The organism is Streptomyces griseus (genome assembly GCF_900460065.1).
GTDB classification, from domain to species: domain Bacteria; phylum Actinomycetota; class Actinomycetes; order Streptomycetales; family Streptomycetaceae; genus Streptomyces; species Streptomyces griseus.
In genome coordinates this window covers 115,897-132,263 of the sequence record NZ_UAVD01000029.1, presented here as the reverse complement: position 1 = coordinate 132,263, position 16,367 = coordinate 115,897, and the positions used below count along the sequence as shown (strand labels likewise).

8 protein-coding genes are annotated in these 16,367 nt (G+C 75.9%); 1 reads left to right on the top strand and 7 read right to left on the bottom strand.

Annotated features, from left to right (window positions below):
* Window positions 1–97 precede the first annotated feature (97 nt).
* Entirely contained in the window at window positions 98–814 is a 717-nt protein-coding gene (locus DTB53_RS20455) for a DUF899 domain-containing protein (RefSeq protein WP_003964772.1), read from the top strand.
* 133 nt (window positions 815–947) lie between these two features.
* Here DTB53_RS20455 and DTB53_RS20450 read toward each other — a convergent pair whose 3' ends face one another.
* The 7 genes from DTB53_RS20450 to DTB53_RS20420 form a co-directional block, all read right to left on the bottom strand.
* Window positions 948–2,804, bottom strand: coding sequence for a hypothetical protein (locus DTB53_RS20450; protein WP_012378149.1), 1,857 nt, complete (start codon window positions 2,802–2,804; stop codon window positions 948–950).
* The gene (locus DTB53_RS20445) at window positions 2,801–6,700 is read right to left on the bottom strand and encodes a vWA domain-containing protein (RefSeq protein WP_012378150.1); all 3,900 of its coding nucleotides are present in this window, start codon (window positions 6,698–6,700) and stop codon (window positions 2,801–2,803) included. Before DTB53_RS20445 ends, DTB53_RS20450 begins: the two co-directional genes overlap by 4 nt.
* Before the next feature lie 3 nt (window positions 6,701–6,703).
* Window positions 6,704–7,954 (bottom strand): AAA family ATPase, encoded by a 1,251-nt coding sequence (locus DTB53_RS20440; RefSeq protein WP_012378151.1) that lies wholly within the window; start codon window positions 7,952–7,954, stop codon window positions 6,704–6,706.
* Window positions 7,951–13,149, bottom strand: coding sequence for a hypothetical protein (locus DTB53_RS20435; protein ID WP_012378152.1), 5,199 nt, complete (start codon window positions 13,147–13,149; stop codon window positions 7,951–7,953). The genes DTB53_RS20440 and DTB53_RS20435 overlap by 4 nt, the downstream gene beginning before the upstream one ends.
* Window positions 13,146–14,006 carry a DUF4132 domain-containing protein gene (locus DTB53_RS20430; protein ID WP_003964777.1) on the bottom strand — a complete coding sequence of 287 codons (861 nt, stop codon included), beginning with the start codon at window positions 14,004–14,006 and terminating at the stop codon, window positions 13,146–13,148. Before DTB53_RS20430 ends, DTB53_RS20435 begins: the two co-directional genes overlap by 4 nt.
* A 255-nt stretch (window positions 14,007–14,261) precedes the next feature.
* Window positions 14,262–15,392, bottom strand: a complete 1,131-nt coding sequence (locus tag DTB53_RS20425; protein WP_012378153.1) for a cytochrome P450 family protein — start codon at window positions 15,390–15,392, stop codon at window positions 14,262–14,264.
* Window positions 15,389–16,366, bottom strand: coding sequence for a methyltransferase (locus tag DTB53_RS20420; RefSeq protein ID WP_236586355.1), 978 nt, complete (start codon window positions 16,364–16,366; stop codon window positions 15,389–15,391). Before DTB53_RS20420 ends, DTB53_RS20425 begins: the two co-directional genes overlap by 4 nt.
* Between the last annotated feature and the right edge of the window lies 1 nt (window position 16,367).

The window sequence follows — 16,367 nt, the reverse complement described above, 5'->3', positions numbered from 1 at the left end:
TGTCCGCCTCCTCACGTAACGTTCCGACAGCTGGAGACGCAGGGCCACAGATACGACGGTGACGACCGACCACGGTCGACGACAGACGGGGCCGAGGATGAACAGACCGGCGATTGTGTCGAGAGAAGAATGGCTGGCGGCCCGGAAGGAACTGCTGGCGCGGGAGAAGCAGTTCGACCGGGAACGGGACGCGCTCAGCGCACGGCGCCGGGCGCTGCCGATGGTCGAGGTCACCGAACCGTACGCCTTCGAAGGTCCGGACGGCACGGCGAGCCTCCTCGACCTGTTCGACGGCCGCGGTCAGCTCATCGTCTACCACTTCATGCTGGCCCCCGACTGGGAGGCCGGCTGCACCGGATGTTCGCTGCTGGCCGACAACATCGGCCACTTGGCGCATCTGCACGCGGCGCGGACGTCATTCGCCGCCGTCTCGCGCGCACCCCTCGCGAGGATCACGAAGTTCCGTGAGCGCATGGAGTGGACCTTCCCCTGGTTCTCCTCCTACGGGACCTCGTTCAACTACGACTTCCACGTGACCATGGACGAATCCGTGACGCCCGTCCTCTTCAACTTCCGTACGAAGGACGAGCTGAGGGAGGCCGGAATCGGTTCCTGGGCCGAGAGCGGCGAGCAGCACGGCCTGAGCGTCTTCCTGCGCGAGGACGACCGCGTGTTCCACACCTACTCGACGTACTCGCGCGGCACCGATCTCCTCAACGGCACCTTCAACTACCTGGACCTGACCCCCCTCGGGCGCCAGGAGGAGGCCGGGATCATGGACTGGGTCCGCCACCACGACGACTACGGCGGCTGAGGCCGTCCCGCGGCCGCCGGGCGGGACGGCCTCAGCCGCCGCCGGGACGCGCCCCGGCAGAGCCCGTGGAGAGACGGGAGAGGCGGCGTCCGTGCGCCGGGGTGCCGGAGCGAGCGGGGCCTGCGGAACGGCCTCAGGCGACGCGCTCCGGTGCCGGTTCCCAGGCCGCTTCGCACAAGGACTCGGCCACGGCCGCCGTGTAGCGGGCGGCGGCCAGCCAGTGGGAGGCGAAGCCGTCGGTGTCGGCGGGGAGCAGGCGGCCGAACAGATCGCGGTCGCGCCGGGCCGCCGAGGCGCACAGCGCGGTGAGGAGCCCGGCGGCCGTGGGGAGACCCCCGCGGCGGATCCGGCCGGCGTCGGCGGTGATGTCGCCGAGCAGGCCGAGGGCCGCACGGCCCGCCGGGACCGTCTGTTCCACCCGGCGCTCCAGGAGGTACAGCGGCGCGTGCGCGCCAAAGTCTCCGGGCCGCTGCGGGGCCGGGTGCACAGGGGCGTTCGGGTCCGGCAGGTCGGCGCGGCGCAGGCGGTCGAAGCCGAGGTCGATCGTGCCCTCCCCGGAGGGGTGTGAGCAGGCGAGAAGGGTGAGCCGGGGGTGCGGCGCGGGCACCAGGCGGCCGATGATCCGCAGGCGCGTCCCCGGGGCCGCCGCCAGCAGCGTCACGTTGTCGCGATGGGCCAGCGCGGGGTCGTCGTCGGCGACCGTGAGGCGGACGAGCACGCCTGACGAGCACCGCGCGAGCAGGCAGGAGCCGCCCGACTCCGCCACCGCGCCGAGGATCTCGACGTCCAGGAAGATCAGGTCGCTGCCACCGCCGTCCGGGTCCGCGTAACGGGCGGTGGACCGCAGGGCGCGGGCGGCCTGTTCGGACGGCGGCGTCTCCCACAGGGCGGCGAGCGGCGGTTCCGTCCAGGCCGCGCCCCGGGCGGTCACGGCCTTGACGCCCTTCCCGGCCCCCAGTCTGCCGTCCGGCGAGGCCGTCGCCCCGGAGACCGCCAGCCCGGCCCGGCCCAGCTCACGGTGGGTGAGGGCGCTCTCCCCCAGCCGCACGGCCCGGTCGGCCGTGCCCAGGGCGCGGCCGACGCCGCCGGGCGCCACGTCACCGACGGTGAAGAGGCGGCCGTCGGGTGCGGCGACCCAGGTGCGGACGCCGCCGTGCCCCGAGTCGGTGATGACGGGTTCGGTGAACAGGCCGTACAGGCGCAGCGAGCCGTCCGGGCTGTACGGCCGGCGCGCGCGGCCTCTGACGGCGGCCAGCTCCGCCCCGGAGGCCGTGCCCACCCGGTGCGCGGTGGAGAGGAGTTCGGCCAGGGCCGTGACGAGGTCGGCGGTGCGGTAGGACGGGTCGCCCGCCCGGGCCGCGCGGAGCAGGGTGACGACGGACAGCGCGGCGGCCGCGGCCCGGGGCAGGTGCCGGAGCCGGGCGCTGTGCGCGGCGCGGAGGAGGGACGACTGGGTGACGGCGCCGGCCCCGTCGACGCCGGCCTCCAGCACGGCGGCGCCCGCCGACCACAGGGCGTCGGCGGCGGCACGCTGCGCCGGGCTCGCCACCTCGGGCGGGGACGCGGGGTCGGGAGCGGGGGCCGGGTCCGATGCGGAGCCGGGTGCGGGGGGCGGGTCCGTCACCGAGCCGGGTGCGGGGGACGGGTCGGGTTCGGGGGCCTTTGCGGTAGGCCGGTCGACGGGCTGCTCCGGCGGCAGGTCCGCCGCGGGGGCGGCACAGGCGGCGGCCGCACGGTGAACGCAGGCCGGGGCGAGGAGACAGCCGCAGGTGATGGCGTCCGTCGTCGCCACCACGCCGCCCGGGGCGTGCAGGCGCAACTCGGTCTCGTCGTCGACCTCGATCGTCACCGTGTCCCCGTCGCGGCGCTTGGGGCGGGCGGCGATCTTCGTGACCGCCGCGTCCAGCCGCTTGCGCAGCCGGGGCGAGAGGTCCTCCACGAGCGTGGCCGTGACCTCCGGCGCGACAGATGGCAACCGGTCGTCGTTCATACGGTCTTCTCCCCGATCCAGCGGGCCAGTTCGAGTGGGCTGAGGGCCGCCACGGGCATGCCGGCGGCCACGAGCTGCCCGGCGACGCCCGTCGAGTAACGGGGCCGGCCGGCGTCGTCGAGGCTCGCGCACCCCAGGACGTGACAGCCGGTGGTGACCAGGGCCCGCACCTCGGCCAACAGTCCGGCGAGCGGCGCGCCCTCCTCGAAGTCGCTGATGACGACGACGAGGGTGCGGCTGGGCACCTCGATCAGGCCGCGGGCGTGCCGCAGCCCGGCGGCGATGTGCGTGCCCCCGCCCACGCTCACCTCCAGCAGGAGGGAGAGGGGATCGTGCACATGGCCGGTGAGGTCGACGACCTCCGTGGAGAAGGCCAGGAAGTGGGTGCTCAGGGTCGGCACCCCGGCGAGCACCGAGGCGGTCAGCGCGGACCAGATCGTGGAGGCCTCCATGGATCCGGAGACGTCGGTGACGAGGATCAGCCGCCAGTCGGCCGACCGGCGGGCGCGGCTGCGGAACACGGGCTTCTGCGGGATCACCTGGACCGTTCCGTCGGCCGTGCGGCGGGCGGTGGCCAGGTTGGCCCGCAGCGTGCGCGGCAGGTCCAGCCGGCCGCCCGGGCGGCGGGTGGGCCGGGCCAGCATGGTGCCGGTGAGGGCGGGGCGCAGCCGGGTGGTGAGCTGCCGGGTCAGTTCGTCGACCAGGTGGCGGACCAGGGGCCGGAGCGCCGCGAGGCGGGCCTCGGGGAGACCGCCCGCGTACCGCAGGATCGTCCGGAGCAGTTCCACGGAGGGGGTGGCGGCGGCCGGGTCGAGTTCGGCGAGGACGTCCTGTCGTCCCGTCACGGCCGCGGCGGCGAGGACCTCCTCGCGGACACCGGGGCCGAACAGCGCGGCCAGTTCCTCGGACCACTCGCGGACGCCGGGGAACGACGGTTCCCGGCCGCCGCGCGATCCCGTGCGGCCGGGACCGGGCAGACCGCCACGGGACCCTTCGCCGTGCCCCGCCCCGTACAGCTCGTCCAGAGCCGTCGCCAGGCGGGCGGCCCCGGAGGGCAGTTGATCGCCACGGCGGCCGAGCACGAGCCGCCAGCGGTCGGCGGGCGCGAGGGTCCGCGCCGCAGCCGCCTCGGTGCCGCCCGGGGAAGCGGCTGGTTCGGGGGTGGCCGCGGGGGCGGTTCGGGTGTGCGCGGGGGCGGTTCCGGTCTCGGGCGCGGGGGCGGTTCCGGTCTCGGGCGCGGGGCCCGTCGTGGTGGGGCGGCCGGACGGCGGTGGTGGGGTCCGGTGGTCCCCCGCGGGCGGCGGGACGGGCAGGCCGAGAACGGTCAGGAGCTCACGGGCCGCGAGGTCGGCCGTCGTCCGGCGGGCCAGCTCGACCGGGTCGTCCGCGTCGAGGGCGTCCACCCGCTCGCCGAGCCGCTCCTCGACGGTGTCCAGCAGCCGGTCCCGGGCGGCCGGGCTCAGAGTGTCGAAGCCGCCGCGCAGGGCCGGCAGCCGGGCCAGGAACGCGCTGTCGTCCAGCTCGACGACGCGGTGCAGCAGCGGGTCCAGGGCGCCGACACCGACGGTCAGGAGCGGGCCCGCGACGGTCAGGACGCCGGTGAGGCGGGCGGTGAGCGCGGCTCTGGAGGCGCTGTCCACGGCTCCGTCCACCCAGGAGGCGACGCGCGTCCCGAAGGGCTCCGCCCCTTCGTGCCCGGTGAGGACCCTGACCGCTCCGGCGGCCGCGGCGATCAACGGGGTGCCGTCGGCGGCCAGGCGGGCGAGGGCGTCGGTGAGCCGGATGCCGCCCACCCGGTCGGCGCGCTGGGCCAGTTCGAGCAGGGCCCGCGCGTCCTCGGGGTCCTCGGAACCGGTCAGCCCGTCGACCTGGCGTACCGCCGCCGCGGTCAGCAGTTCGGCCGCGTGCGCGGTGCGGGCGGCACCGGCGGTGGTGTCCGGAGTCGTGGAGCCGTCGGTGGTGTCCGGCGTCGTGGTGCCGTCGGGCCCTGCCTGCCCGGGGAGATGACCGGCCTCGACCCGGTCCAGCAGGTCGAGCCCGGCGAGGAGTTCGGGAAGGGTACCGCCGGCGGGGAGTACGGCGGCGAGTTCCGTCAGCCGTTCGTCCGCCAGGGCGGAAAGCCCGCACTCGGCGGCCTCCGCGAGGCCGCGGACGACCTGGGCGGCCGTCGGACCGCCCTCGGCGCGCTCGGCCGCGTGCCGCTGCCGCAGCACGCCCTCGGCCGCCTGGGCCGGGGTGACACCGCGGGCGCCGGCCGCCGTGAGCATCGCGGCCGTCGCCGGGGTCCACCGCACCTGCCAGCGCGTCGTCAGTCCCTCACCGCCCGCCGCGCCGGCCACCCCCTGCTCCTGCGCGTAGGGGATGCCGCAGACCGTCAGCCTGCGCAGCAGCAGCTCGCGGCTTCGGTCCAGGGTGGAGCGCATCGGGTCCAGCCGGAGGTCGCGCGGTGTCCTCTCGTGCGCGTCCTGCGGCCCGGGAAGCCCGAGCGCGGCGGTCTCGGCCTCGACGGCGGGGCCCAGTCCGCTGCGCGGCGCGGCGGGTGCGGGCCGTCCGGTACGGGCTCCGACCAGTACGCGTTCGAGGGCCCCGGCGACGGCGCGGCCCGTGCCGTAGGTCTCGCCGCGGCCCAGCACCGTCTGTACGGCTTCGAGGAGTTCACCGCGACCGGGGGCGGGCAGTCCGCGCAGGCGGGCCAGGTCACCGGCCACCCGCACGACCTCGCGGCCGTCCGCCGGGCCGTAGGGGTGGCCCTGTTCGCGCAGGTCGGCACAGATGCGGACGGCGGCGCGGATCAGCGCCTCGTGCAGCGCCGCCGGGTCCCCGGCCGACTCCAGGACGGTGTGCTGCCACTCCGGGTCCCGGATGCCGGCCGGGTAGCCGGAGCGGGAGTCGAGCAGCGGGTACGTGTACGGCACCAGGGAGACCGTGCAACCCGGCGTCCCGGTGGCGCCGGCCAGCCGGCCCGCCGCGCCCGGCTCGGGCACGGCGGCCCGGTCCGGCGTCCTTGTGCCTGCCCCTGCCGCCGCCTCCGGCCCGGCCGGTGCTGCCGGTTCGTCCGGGGTTCCGGGTGCTTCGGATGCTTCGGGTGAGTCCGGCGCGCCGCTCCCGGTGGCCGCCGCCGCGGCGGACGGCAGCAGCGCCGGGGTGTGGAAGGCTCCCACGACCACGGCGGGCCGGCGCCCGTCGGCCAGGGCCTCGGCGACATGGCGGCGCATCCACGCCTCGCGCGCCAGGTCGGTGCCCTGGACGCCGCCCCCGGCCGCTGCCTCGTGGCGCAGCGCCCAGCCGGTGAGCAGGGAGGCGCGGCGGATCGCCTCGGGGGTCGAACCGGGTGCGAGGGCCTCCACCAGCCGGTCCCACAGGTCGTCGCCCTCCCGGCCGGTGAGCCGGGACCGGAGCGCGGCGGACAGCCCGTGCCCCTCCCCCGGCACCGGTGCCGAGTCGGCGCCGGGGACCGGGCCGGGGGCGTCGGGACCGCCCCCGGCCCACGCACGGTCGGCCAGCGGAAGATCGCAGGCCACCGCCGGGACTCCGTTCCTCGCCGCCCAGCGCAGGGCGACCAGCTCCGGTGAGAAGTCGGCGAACGGGTAGAACGCCGGACCCCGTTCGCCCGCCGGTCCGTCGCCGGGCCCGCCCGCGGGCACGGCGGCCAGCGCCACCGGCGCCTCGGTCTCCTCGTGGGCGAGCCAGCCCAGCCACGGCTGGAACTCGGCGGGAAGTTCGACGAGGAGGACGTCGGGGGCCGCCGCGTCCAGCAGCGCCGGGAGGGCGGCCGCCAGCGAGGGCGCGTGGTGGCGCACCCCGATCAGGAACGGCTGCCCGGGGCCGCTCGCCGCGAGGGCCGCCACCGCGGCTTCCGAGGTGGACGGCGTCCCCGGGATGGTCGTCTCGCTCATCCGTCAGTTCTCCAGCACCGCGCGCAGGTCCCACAGGGCACGCCAGGTGGCCGACCCCTGCTCGGCACGCCGGCGCACCGGGCCGTCCCAGTACCCCAGCAGCCGGGCCGCGTCGGCGGGGTCGTCCTTGCGGACGACGCCGAGCAGATGGCCGGGCAGGAGGGAGAGCACGTCCCGGTCGCCGGGGAAGTAGGCGGCGGCCAGGCCGAGCGAGCCCGCGACGGAGACCGCCTCCGCCGTGCTCATCACCGTGGAGGGGCGCTCCACCTCCCAGCCCTCCGCGGAGCGGCCTTCGCGCAGGTCCCGGAAGGCGGTGACCAGGGCTTCGAGGACCGCGTCGTCCACCTGGTAGGGCGCACCCGCACGTTCGACGGCTGCCCGCGACTGGCGGCGTACGAGCGCGGCCTCGGCGTCCACGTCGCCGATGGGGCCCACGGTCTCGAAGTTGAAGCGCCGCTTCAGCGCGGCGGACATCTCCGAGACGCCCTTGTCCCGCAGGTTGGCGGTGGCGATGAGGGTGAACCCGGGGGCCGCGTGCACCTGGGCGCCCTCGCTCCCCGCGAGTTCGGGGACCGCGATCCGCCGCTCGGAGAGCAGTGACACGAGGGCGTCCTGGACCTCCGGCAGGCAGCGGGTGACCTCCTCGACGCGGGCGACCGCTCCCCGGGTCATGGCGGTGAGCACCGGGGAGGGCACGAGGGCCTGCTCGGTGGGGCCCTGTGCGAGCAGCAGTGCGTAGTTCCAGCCGTACTTGAGCTGGTCCTCGGTGGTGCCCGCGGTCCCTTGCACGGTGAGTGCGCTGGTCCCGCAGACGGCCACCGAGAGCAGTTCGGAGAGCATGGACTTCGCGGTGCCGGGCTCACCCACGAGGAGGAGCCCGCGCTCCCCGGCGAGGGTGACCACGCACCGTTCCACCAGGGCGCGTTCGCCGACGAACTTCTGCTCGATCACCAGCCGTCGCGGCACCCCGGCGCCCGGGGTGGCGTCCTTCGGCAGGCCCAGTGCCTCGCCCGCGCTGCCCGTCACGAACGTGACGACGGCGCGCGGGGTGAGCAGCCAGCCGGGCGGGCGGGGGCCGGGGTCGTGCGCGGCGAGGAAGGCCAGCTCGGTGGCGTACCGGTCCTCGGGGAGCGTGATCTGGCGGTGCTCCCGGCCGGGCGTCGCCGCCCGGCCCGGGGCGCCGGCCGTGGTGCTGTCGGTGATGGTGCTCTCCGCGGTGGTGTCTTCCGGGGTGGTCGTGGTGTCGTTCGTCATCGGCGGCGGCCCTTCCGGGTTGCGCGGGTGTCCAGTTCCTCGAAGGCGGGGGCGTCGCCGTCGCGGACCCGTGCCCAGGCGGTCGCGTACAGCGCGGGCACGGGGAGGTGGGGCAGGGTCCGGGTGGACCCGGTCACCGGGTAGAGGCGTTCCTTCCAGGTCTCCAGCGGCAGCCCGGGGGCTCCGCGTTCCAGCCAGCCGCAGGGGAGGAAAAGGGTGCGGCCCGCGCGGGAGCGCTTCGCCTCCACCACGAGGTCGCCGGCGGCGAGTTCCGCCCGGGCCTTCTTGATCCGTGCGGGCTTCCACTCGGTCCAGCGGGCGCAGTTGCGGTCCGTGGGGTCGGGCAGGGCGAGCAGCATCAGGTAGAGGGCGGCGGCGTCCGCGCTCAGGCCGAGGGCGTCCGCCGCCTCGGCCACCAGCTCCGGCACCGCGCGCGTCGGGTCCTGGGCCGGGTGGTGCGGGGAGCCGTCCGGGGCGCCCGCGGCGACCAATGCGTCGGTGTCCTCGCCCAGCAGGGTGCGCAGGGCGAGGAGATCGCTGGTGCTGTGGCTGTTGGCGGTGCCCTCGACGAGGCCGAACGCCGGGTCGTCGGTCCCCGTCAGGCCCGCCGGGCGGACCAGCAGCTTCTCGCTGTTGCCGTACCCGGGGGCGAGGAGCAGCGCGGTGCCGGCCCGGACGAGTCCGTAGGCGTCGGCGCCGCCGGACTCCGGTAGGCCGTACGCGGCGCGGACCGTGGCGCCCATCGGGCCTCCCGACTCGGTCCAGTGCATGCCGAGGTCCAGCACCAGGTCCGGGTCGGCGAGGCGGTCGCGGAGGGCCGCGAGCCCGACGGGCAGGTGCGCCCGCAGGGGGTGCCCGTACGGCAGCGTGTAGGCGAGGGTGTGCAGGGCGGTCAGGGCGGAGGAGATCGTGCCGCGTGCGCCGGTCAGGCGCGGGCCGGGCCGTCCCGTGCCGTCCTGGACGGCGGTGCCGTGGGCCTGCCAGCTCCGCGCGACCGCGTTGAGGACCAGGTCGACGGCGCCCGGGGTGGTGCCCGAGAGATCGAGGTCCAGCTCCTCGGGGACGCGGACGAGAAAGGACAGTCGCTCCTGCCAGACCTCGCCGGCGGCCTTGACGTCGGGGCCGGTGGACCACAGCTCGGCCGGGTCCTCGGGCAGCAGGGCCCGGAGCAGGGCGTGCCGGTCGTCGCGGGGCAGGGCGTCGAGCCGTGCCCCGGCCTCCTCGAACGCTCGTGTCTTCGCGCCGAGCAGGGCGAGCGCCTCGGCGCCGGGCTCCTGGACGGCCGCCGACAGCAGGGCGGCGGACTGGAGGGGTCCGATTCCGGTGGCCGTGTGGAACGCCTCGGCGGCCTCCGGGCGCCAGGGGGCCGGTCCCCGCTCCCGCACCAGGGCGGTGAGCCGGGTGAGCCGGTCGCGGGCGATGCCCTGCCGGTGGACGCGCTCGCGGTCCAGGGTGAAGCCGGGGACGGGTCCGAAGGCGCCGGTCGGGTCGTGGTCCAGGGCGAGCCAGCGGGCCGCGTCGTCCCGGGTGTTCCGGCCGCGGTCGGCGAGGACCACGACCGTGCGGGCGCCCCTGCGCAGCACCTGGCCGAGGCGGTGCACGGCCTCGGGACGGCCCCGGGCGGGCTCCGCTCCGCCGAGGGGTTCGACGAGCTCCACCTGCCGGACGGTGCCCGCCGGGTCGGCCAGCGGGCCCGCGGCGAGGGCTTCGAGCAGCACCAGGAGCCCGGTGCGGTGCTCGGCGGAGGTGGTCTCCGAGGCGGCCCGGTAGGCCAGTTCGGGCAGCTTGTCGAGGAGGGAGAGCCAGGTGAGGGAGTCTCCGGGCACGGTGTACTCGTCCCGCTGCCAGCCGTCCACCGGGGTGAAGGGGACCTTCGACGGGGTGGGCGGTCCGAACGCCGGTGCGCCGCCGAGAACGTGGTTGACGGCGAGGATCTGGCGGATCACGGTCCACCGGTTCCCGCCTCCCCACCAGCTGCCGTGCATCCGCTCGGAGCCCCAGGCGGAGGCGTCCCGCAGCGTCCCGTCGTCGCCGTGCTCGGGCTCGTGGTCGAAGAACATGCCCTTGGTGCGCGCGGTGTCCCGGGGTACGGCCGGCCGCACGGGCTCGGGCGGTTCCACAAACCGGGCGGCGGAGACGGCCCGGTCCACCGCGCTCCGGACGAGCGCGGTGACGCCCGCGAGGAGCCGGGCGTCGGACACCTCGGGCAGCACCCGGGCGGCGGCCTCCTCGGTCATCTCGCGTGAGGAGGGGCCGGTGTACTCCTCGACGGCCCGGAACGCCTCCAGGTGTCGGGCGACCGCGGTGGCGACCTCCTCGAACAGCTCGTCCGCCCGGGAGTCCGTCAGGTTGCGCAGGGCCGTGGAGCCCCGCTCGTCCCTCGGGCGCAGGGCGTGCCAGTAGGAGACGGGAGGCACGTAGGGGGTGCCCGCCGCGTCGTTCCCGCCGGACGAGTCGGGGGTGACGGACCACAGGCTGCCGCCGGTGCCGTCGGTGTCCGCCGGGTGCGCCTCGACGGAGCGGTGGTTCAGGGCCGCGACCGGCCTCGATCCGCCGGGCAGGGCGAGGGCGCCGAGCGGCACCGGGGAGCCGCCGCCGGGCAGCGGGTGCGGCAGGCTGACCGTGTGGCCGTCGGGGGTGCCGGCGACCGTCCGGTGCCCGTCGGCGGGGGCGGCCGTGCCGGTCTCGGTGACCGTACGGCGGACCCAGCGGCCGAGGACCGTACCGTCCGTGCCGAACGGGGTGGTCTCCAGACCGGGCTGGAGGGGCAGCACCTGGCAGTGCTCGGCGAGCAGCCGGGCGCCGTCCCGGACTCCGGAGCGGAGGAAGGCGGGGAGGGAGGCGCGGCCGTGCGTGCCGCCGACCGGGTCGTACTCCAGCCACACCCGCTGGGTGCCCTGGTGGCCCTCTCGCCAGTGGCCGGTGCCGTCGGAGATGACGGGGCGCTGGGGCGGGAGGGAGGTGTCGCCCGCGTGCAGGGCCTTGCCGCCCGTGGCACGGCCGCCGCCGGGCAGCGGCAGGCAGACCTCGTCCGAGGGGCCGGAGCCGCCCCAGCGGGGAAGCTGTTCGCCGCCGACGGTGAACACCTCGGCGGGGCGGTGCGACCAGTAGCCGCGCTGCTTGCCGTCCTCCCACCAGATGACCAGCAGCTCGCCGTCGGCGTAGCGCAGGGCGATCGTCCGCCAGTGGTCGACGGTGGCGGGGAGGCGCAGGGTGTGCCGCAGCAGGACGCCTTCCGGGCCGACGACGACGGCCCGTTCGAGGGTGTTGAGGATCAGCGCGGGCCAGGCGCCGGTGACGCCGACGCTCTCCCGCCGGTTGCGCTGGCCTCGCGAGGCCTCGGCGGCCTCGGCGGCCAGTTCGGCGTAGGTGTCGTCGAGCGCGGGCCAGCCCAGCTCGTCGAGGACGCCGGTGCGGAGGGTGGCGGCGAGCAGCGGCACGATCTCGTGGTTCTCGACGCGTCGTACGGCCTCCGGGGCGACGTCCGCGGCCACGGAGCGGAACGACGACAGCCGGTTGAGGGCGGTGCGCAGCCCGGGGAGCCCGCGCGCGGCCGTGTACTCCTCGGCCCGGGCGGTCAGCCACTCCCGCAGGATGACGGAGAGCACCGGGTGGGCCGCGATCTTCGCCAGGCCGGCGTCGCTCAGCCGCTGGTGGTGTCCGTCGCCGAGGTTTCCGATGTTCCGGCTCAGCAGGGCGCGGAAGAACGGGTGTCCGGCGACGGCGGTCAGGTCGCGTGCGCCGGGCGTGGTGTCGGTGAGCCACGGGCCGATCGGGAACCCGAGGGACCGCGCGGTCCCCGCGTCCTGGGCGTCCGGCTCGGCGACGGGGACGCCGGTGGCCAGGCAGAGGTCGAGGAGGTCCAGGTCGGCGGTGCGCTGCCAGCGGCCCTGGAACAGGTCGACGGGGTGCCCGTCGGCGCGCAGCCGGTCGGTCATCCGGGCGGTCAGGCCGAGGGTCGCCGGGCAGCGGCCCGAGGTGACCCTGCTGCGCCTGCGGTGCGCCTCCCAGCGGGCGAGCCAGTCCGCCGGGGAGACGGACGGGCCGGCGGCGTCGGGCGTCGGGTCGCCGGAGGAGCCCGGGAGGGCGGTCAGCAGGTCGTCGGCGCCGGACTCGGCCAGCAGGGCGAGCCAGCCCGGTACGCCGTCGGCGTCCCGGCCGCTCTCGTCGAAGGTCTCCGGGAAGAAGCCGAGGAGCCGGGCCCTCACGGCCTCGTCCCGTCGGGCGAGGTCGACGAGGGAGGTGCGGTAGCTCTCCCAGAACGAGGCGGGGGCGCGGACGACTCCCGGCGAGCCGATGAGATCGGCCACCAGCTCGCGTTCGGCGGCCTCGCGGTCCAGCCCGGCGGCCTTGACCAGTGCGCGCACGTCCTGCGGCAGCGCCGCGTACGGTGGCATGCCCGCCGCGCAGCGCTCGACCAGCAGCCGTCGGAACTGTGCCCAGGCGTCCGCCGGTGCGAGCCGGGCCACCAGGTCCCGTACGTACTGCCGGAGCGCCTTCACCGTCAGCGCGCCGACGAGGGCGAACTCCAGGAAGACGGCCCGCTGCCGCTCCTCGTCCACGACCAGCCCGTGCACCCGCTCGGCCTCGCGGGCCTTGCCGAAGAAGGACGCGGCGTAGGTGGGGTTCTCGGCCTGGAGGAAGAGGCGTGCCACCTGTTCGTAGTAGGTGGGGAGGAAGTGCGGCACGGCCCGGCCGAGCCGGGTGCCGAGTTCGTCGAAGCCCTCCTTGGCCGCTCCGGCACGGGTCTTGGCCTGCCGGCCCAGCCGCTCGATGTCCTTGACGAGGGCGAGGGCGTGGTGACCGTTGGCCGGGTCGTTGACGAGCGCCCAGGCCGGGAAGCCCAGCGTCTCGCGGCGCACCTGGCCCACGACGGGGGCCTCGGTGGTCCGGGCCAGCCCGAGGAACTCCAGGGCCAGGTCCTCGGCTTCGCCGAGCGTGCCGGGCACGAGGCGGACCACGGGGCGGTCGCCGAGGGCGGTGTGCGTGTAGGTGCGGGCGGTCAGCGCGTCGGCGTCGTCGCGGTCGGTGGTGCCGGAGGGGAGGATCGCGCCCGCGTCCAGCAGGGCCGCGGCGCGGGTCTCGGCGGCGGAGGCGCTCCCGCCCCGGGCCTGCCCGGGGAGGGACGCCCCGTCGGCCGCGGTCGTGTTCACGTCGGCGCCCGTCGTGTTCGTCGTGTTCGTCGTGATGCTCATGCCGCCCGCTCCTCGTCCTCGACGTCGCGGCCGGCGTAGAGCGCCGCCGCCATCCGCATGCCCTCCGACCACGCCACGGGGCCGACCTCGGCTGCCGTGAGCGCACGCCCCGTGGGGTCGGTCCAGGCCAGGGGGCCCGTCTCGGTGTCGTACGCGTCGTATCCGTCGTGCTCGCCGATCCAGATGCGCGCCTCGGCGGTGGCGCCGTCCTCCATCACGGGGCAGACCGCGTACCCCCCGCGCGACCGGTAGCCGAGCTGGGTGACACGGCCGTGCAGGAAACGCAGTTCCTTGAAGACGCCGCCGGCGTACGTATCGACGGAGGTGGTCTCCGGGGAGAGGCCGGCCGGGCGGTGCCACACCTCGCGGAACAGTTGCTCCACGGTCTGGCTCACGCCCAGTTCGACCGCGAACTCCCGCAGCTCGTCGAGATCGTCGAGGAGCACGGGGTGGGGCACGCTGACCACGTCCGGGGTGATGCGGACCGTGTCGCCGTCCAGGTCGACGAGGCCGAGACCGCGCTCGGGGTCGACGTCGCGCAGGAACCCGGCGACCCCGCCGTCCGCGCCGGTGACCACCACGTCCCGCAGGGCCGCCTGCCAGGCCGGGTCGGGCCAGACCCGGGCGAGCACGGCGGTGGGAACGGGCAGCGAGCGCACCATCCACTGCTCGACGTCGGTCAGGCACCGGCGTTCGTGCCGCTCCATCCACTCGGTCAACTGCCGGAGACCCACGACCGCCGGATCGTCCTTCAGCTTGGCCGGAACGGACTTCAGCAGCCGCCCCTTCCCGTTGCGGCAGACCACCTTGCCCGCCTCCAGAGCGACTTCGTAGTCGCCCGCCGACACCCACCCCATGCGCTGTTCTCCCCTGTTTCCGAACGGCCGCCGACCCGGCGGCACGCTGATGAGACCCGTCGACGGCAACGCACCGTGACGAGTGGGAGAGACTCTAAGCGGCCCCAGTGACAACGCGTCCGGACCCCCTCCGCATTGCCCTGCGGCCGGCGCCCGGGTGCGTCCTTCCGCCGGGCGCGCCGGAGTCCGGTCCGCCGGGTCACGGAGGCCGCCGGAGCGGCGGAGGGGACACCGGGAGTGAGGGGCGGGGACGGGTTATCGGCTGGTGGAGGGGGTGAAGGTGACCGGAAGGGCCAGGGGGCCGCGGAACGTCGGGGCGTAACCCCACGCGACCTCGCCGCCCGGGATGTCCAGGGCCAGGTCCGGCAGGCGGCCGAACAACGTGGTGACCGCGATCTCCGTCTCCAGCCTGACCAGATGGCTGCCGAGGCAGGTGTGCGCGCCGTGGCCGAAGGCCAGGTGCGGGCGGGCGTCGCGGGTGAGGTCGAGGGTGCCGGGATCCGGGAACCGGTCCGGGTCGCGGTTCGCCGCCGCCAGCGACAGCAGCACCACGTCGCCCTCTCCCACGCGGGCGTCCGCGAGCGTCATGTCCTCGCCCGCGTACCGGTACTCCGCCACGTGCGACGGCGAGTCCAGGCGCAGCAGTTCGTTGACCGCACGGGGCCAGTCGAGATCGCCGCGGAGCAGGGCGGCTCGGTGGCCGGGGTGGTCGAGCAGGTGCAGGACGGTGGTGCCGAGGAACTGGATCGTGGTGATGTGACCGGCGCCGATCAGCGTCATGACCATCACCTCCAGCTCCTCACCGGTCAGCGCGTCCGAGTCGATCAGTCGCGTCGTCAGGTCGTCCCCCGGGTGCGTTCGTTTGTAGGCCACCAGCTCGCCGACGTAGTCCAGCAGTTCGGCCAGACTCGCCTCGTCGCGCGGCTGCCGGAACTTCGCCCGGTACCACATGTCCAGCACGTCGGCGGCGGGCGCGCGCTCGGTTTCCGGGACGCCCAGCAGGTCGTGCATGACGGCGACCGGGATCTCCCGGGTGTACTCGGCGACGAGGTCCGCGTGCCCGCGTCCGGCGAACGACTCGACGGCGTGCGCGCAGGTCCGGGCGGTGCGATCACGCAGACGCGCCACCGCGGCGGGGGTGAACGCCGCGGCGACCAGTCGGCGCAGCCTGGCGTGTCCGGGACCGTCCAGGTGGGAGAGACCGGGCGGGTGGGGGTCGGGGTCGACCGGGGCACGGCTGCCCAGGCGGCGGTCGGCCAGGCAGGCGCGTACGTCGTCGTACCGGGTCACCAGCCACATCCGGCCCGGGACATGCGGACCGCCGACGGGGCAGACCGGGTCGTGCTCGCGCAACCAGGCGTAGCCGGGGTACGGGTCGGCGGTCATGACGGCCGGCCCGCGATCAGCAGCTTCTCCAGCGGGGACGCGGCGAGCGGCACGACCCTCGTCTCGGTGAGTCCGGCCTCGCCCAGCCAGGCCGCGAGGTCGCTGTAGCGGTGCACCCCGCCGGCGTGGCCCTGCCACAGGGTCAGATCGAACATGCCGAGGAAACCGGCCGCGGCCGGGCCCAGGTCTGCGGGTGGTTCGCGGTCGTGGTCGAGGACGGCGATGCTTCCCGTGGGGGACAGCGCTGTCGCCGCGCGCCGGAAGATCTCGCGGCACTCCTCGGGGCGGTGGCCGTGCAGGACGTTGAACAGCAGCACCAGGTCGTGCCCGGAACCCAGGTCGTCGGTGAGGTAGTCGCCCGCCCGGGCCGTCATCCGGCCCGGCGGGGCGTCCTCCCGGAGGGCCGTGATCGTCTCCGGCAGGTCGAAGACGGTGACCGTCACGTCGGGGCGGCGGCGGCACAGTTCCACGGTGTGGTCGCCGTGGCCACCCCCGATGTCCAGGACGGTGGCCGCGGGGGGCAGTGCGGCGGCGATGTCGTCGGCCAGCGCCGCGGCGGCCCCGGCGAGCATCCGGCGCAGCCGCGCGGCGGTGGCGGGGCGCTCGCGCAGCCAGGTGTAGAAGCCGCGGCGGGGCGTGCCGGTGCGGATGGTGTCCTCGATGTCGGCCCAGTGCTCGAACAGGACCTCGTGCCAGAACAGTTCGAGGTCCGGCGGACCGGGTGCCGCGGCGGTCGTGACCCCGTGCTCGTCGTGCCGCAGGTAGCCGAAGGTCACCAGGACGTTCACCAGGCTCCGCACCCCGTCCGGGTCACCGCCGACCGCGGTGGCCAGCTCCTCGACGGTCAGCGGGCCGGCTTCCAGGGCGGTGAAGACCCCGAGTCGGACACCGGCGATCATGGCCCGGTAGCCGGCCGCGCCCAGGCGGTCGAGCACCGGGGCCGGGACACCGGAGGAAGCTTCGGGCAGGGGCATG

What these genes read in the sequence shown, in the direction of transcription:
- DTB53_RS20455 (WP_003964772.1), top strand. Translation starts at nt 98, where the DNA reads ATGAACAGACCGGCGATTGTGTCGAGAGAAGAATGGCTGGCGGCCCGG.
- DTB53_RS20450 (WP_012378149.1), bottom strand. Translation starts at nt 2,804, where the DNA reads ATGAACGACGACCGGTTGCCATCTGTCGCGCCGGAGGTCACGGCCACG.
- DTB53_RS20445 (WP_012378150.1), bottom strand. Translation starts at nt 6,700, where the DNA reads ATGAGCGAGACGACCATCCCGGGGACGCCGTCCACCTCGGAAGCCGCG.
- DTB53_RS20440 (WP_012378151.1), bottom strand. Translation starts at nt 7,954, where the DNA reads ATGACGAACGACACCACGACCACCCCGGAAGACACCACCGCGGAGAGC.
- DTB53_RS20435 (WP_012378152.1), bottom strand. Translation starts at nt 13,149, where the DNA reads ATGAGCATCACGACGAACACGACGAACACGACGGGCGCCGACGTGAAC.
- DTB53_RS20430 (WP_003964777.1), bottom strand. Translation starts at nt 14,006, where the DNA reads ATGGGGTGGGTGTCGGCGGGCGACTACGAAGTCGCTCTGGAGGCGGGC.
- DTB53_RS20425 (WP_012378153.1), bottom strand. Translation starts at nt 15,392, where the DNA reads ATGACCGCCGACCCGTACCCCGGCTACGCCTGGTTGCGCGAGCACGAC.
- DTB53_RS20420 (WP_236586355.1), bottom strand. Translation starts at nt 16,366, where the DNA reads ATGCCCCTGCCCGAAGCTTCCTCCGGTGTCCCGGCCCCGGTGCTCGAC.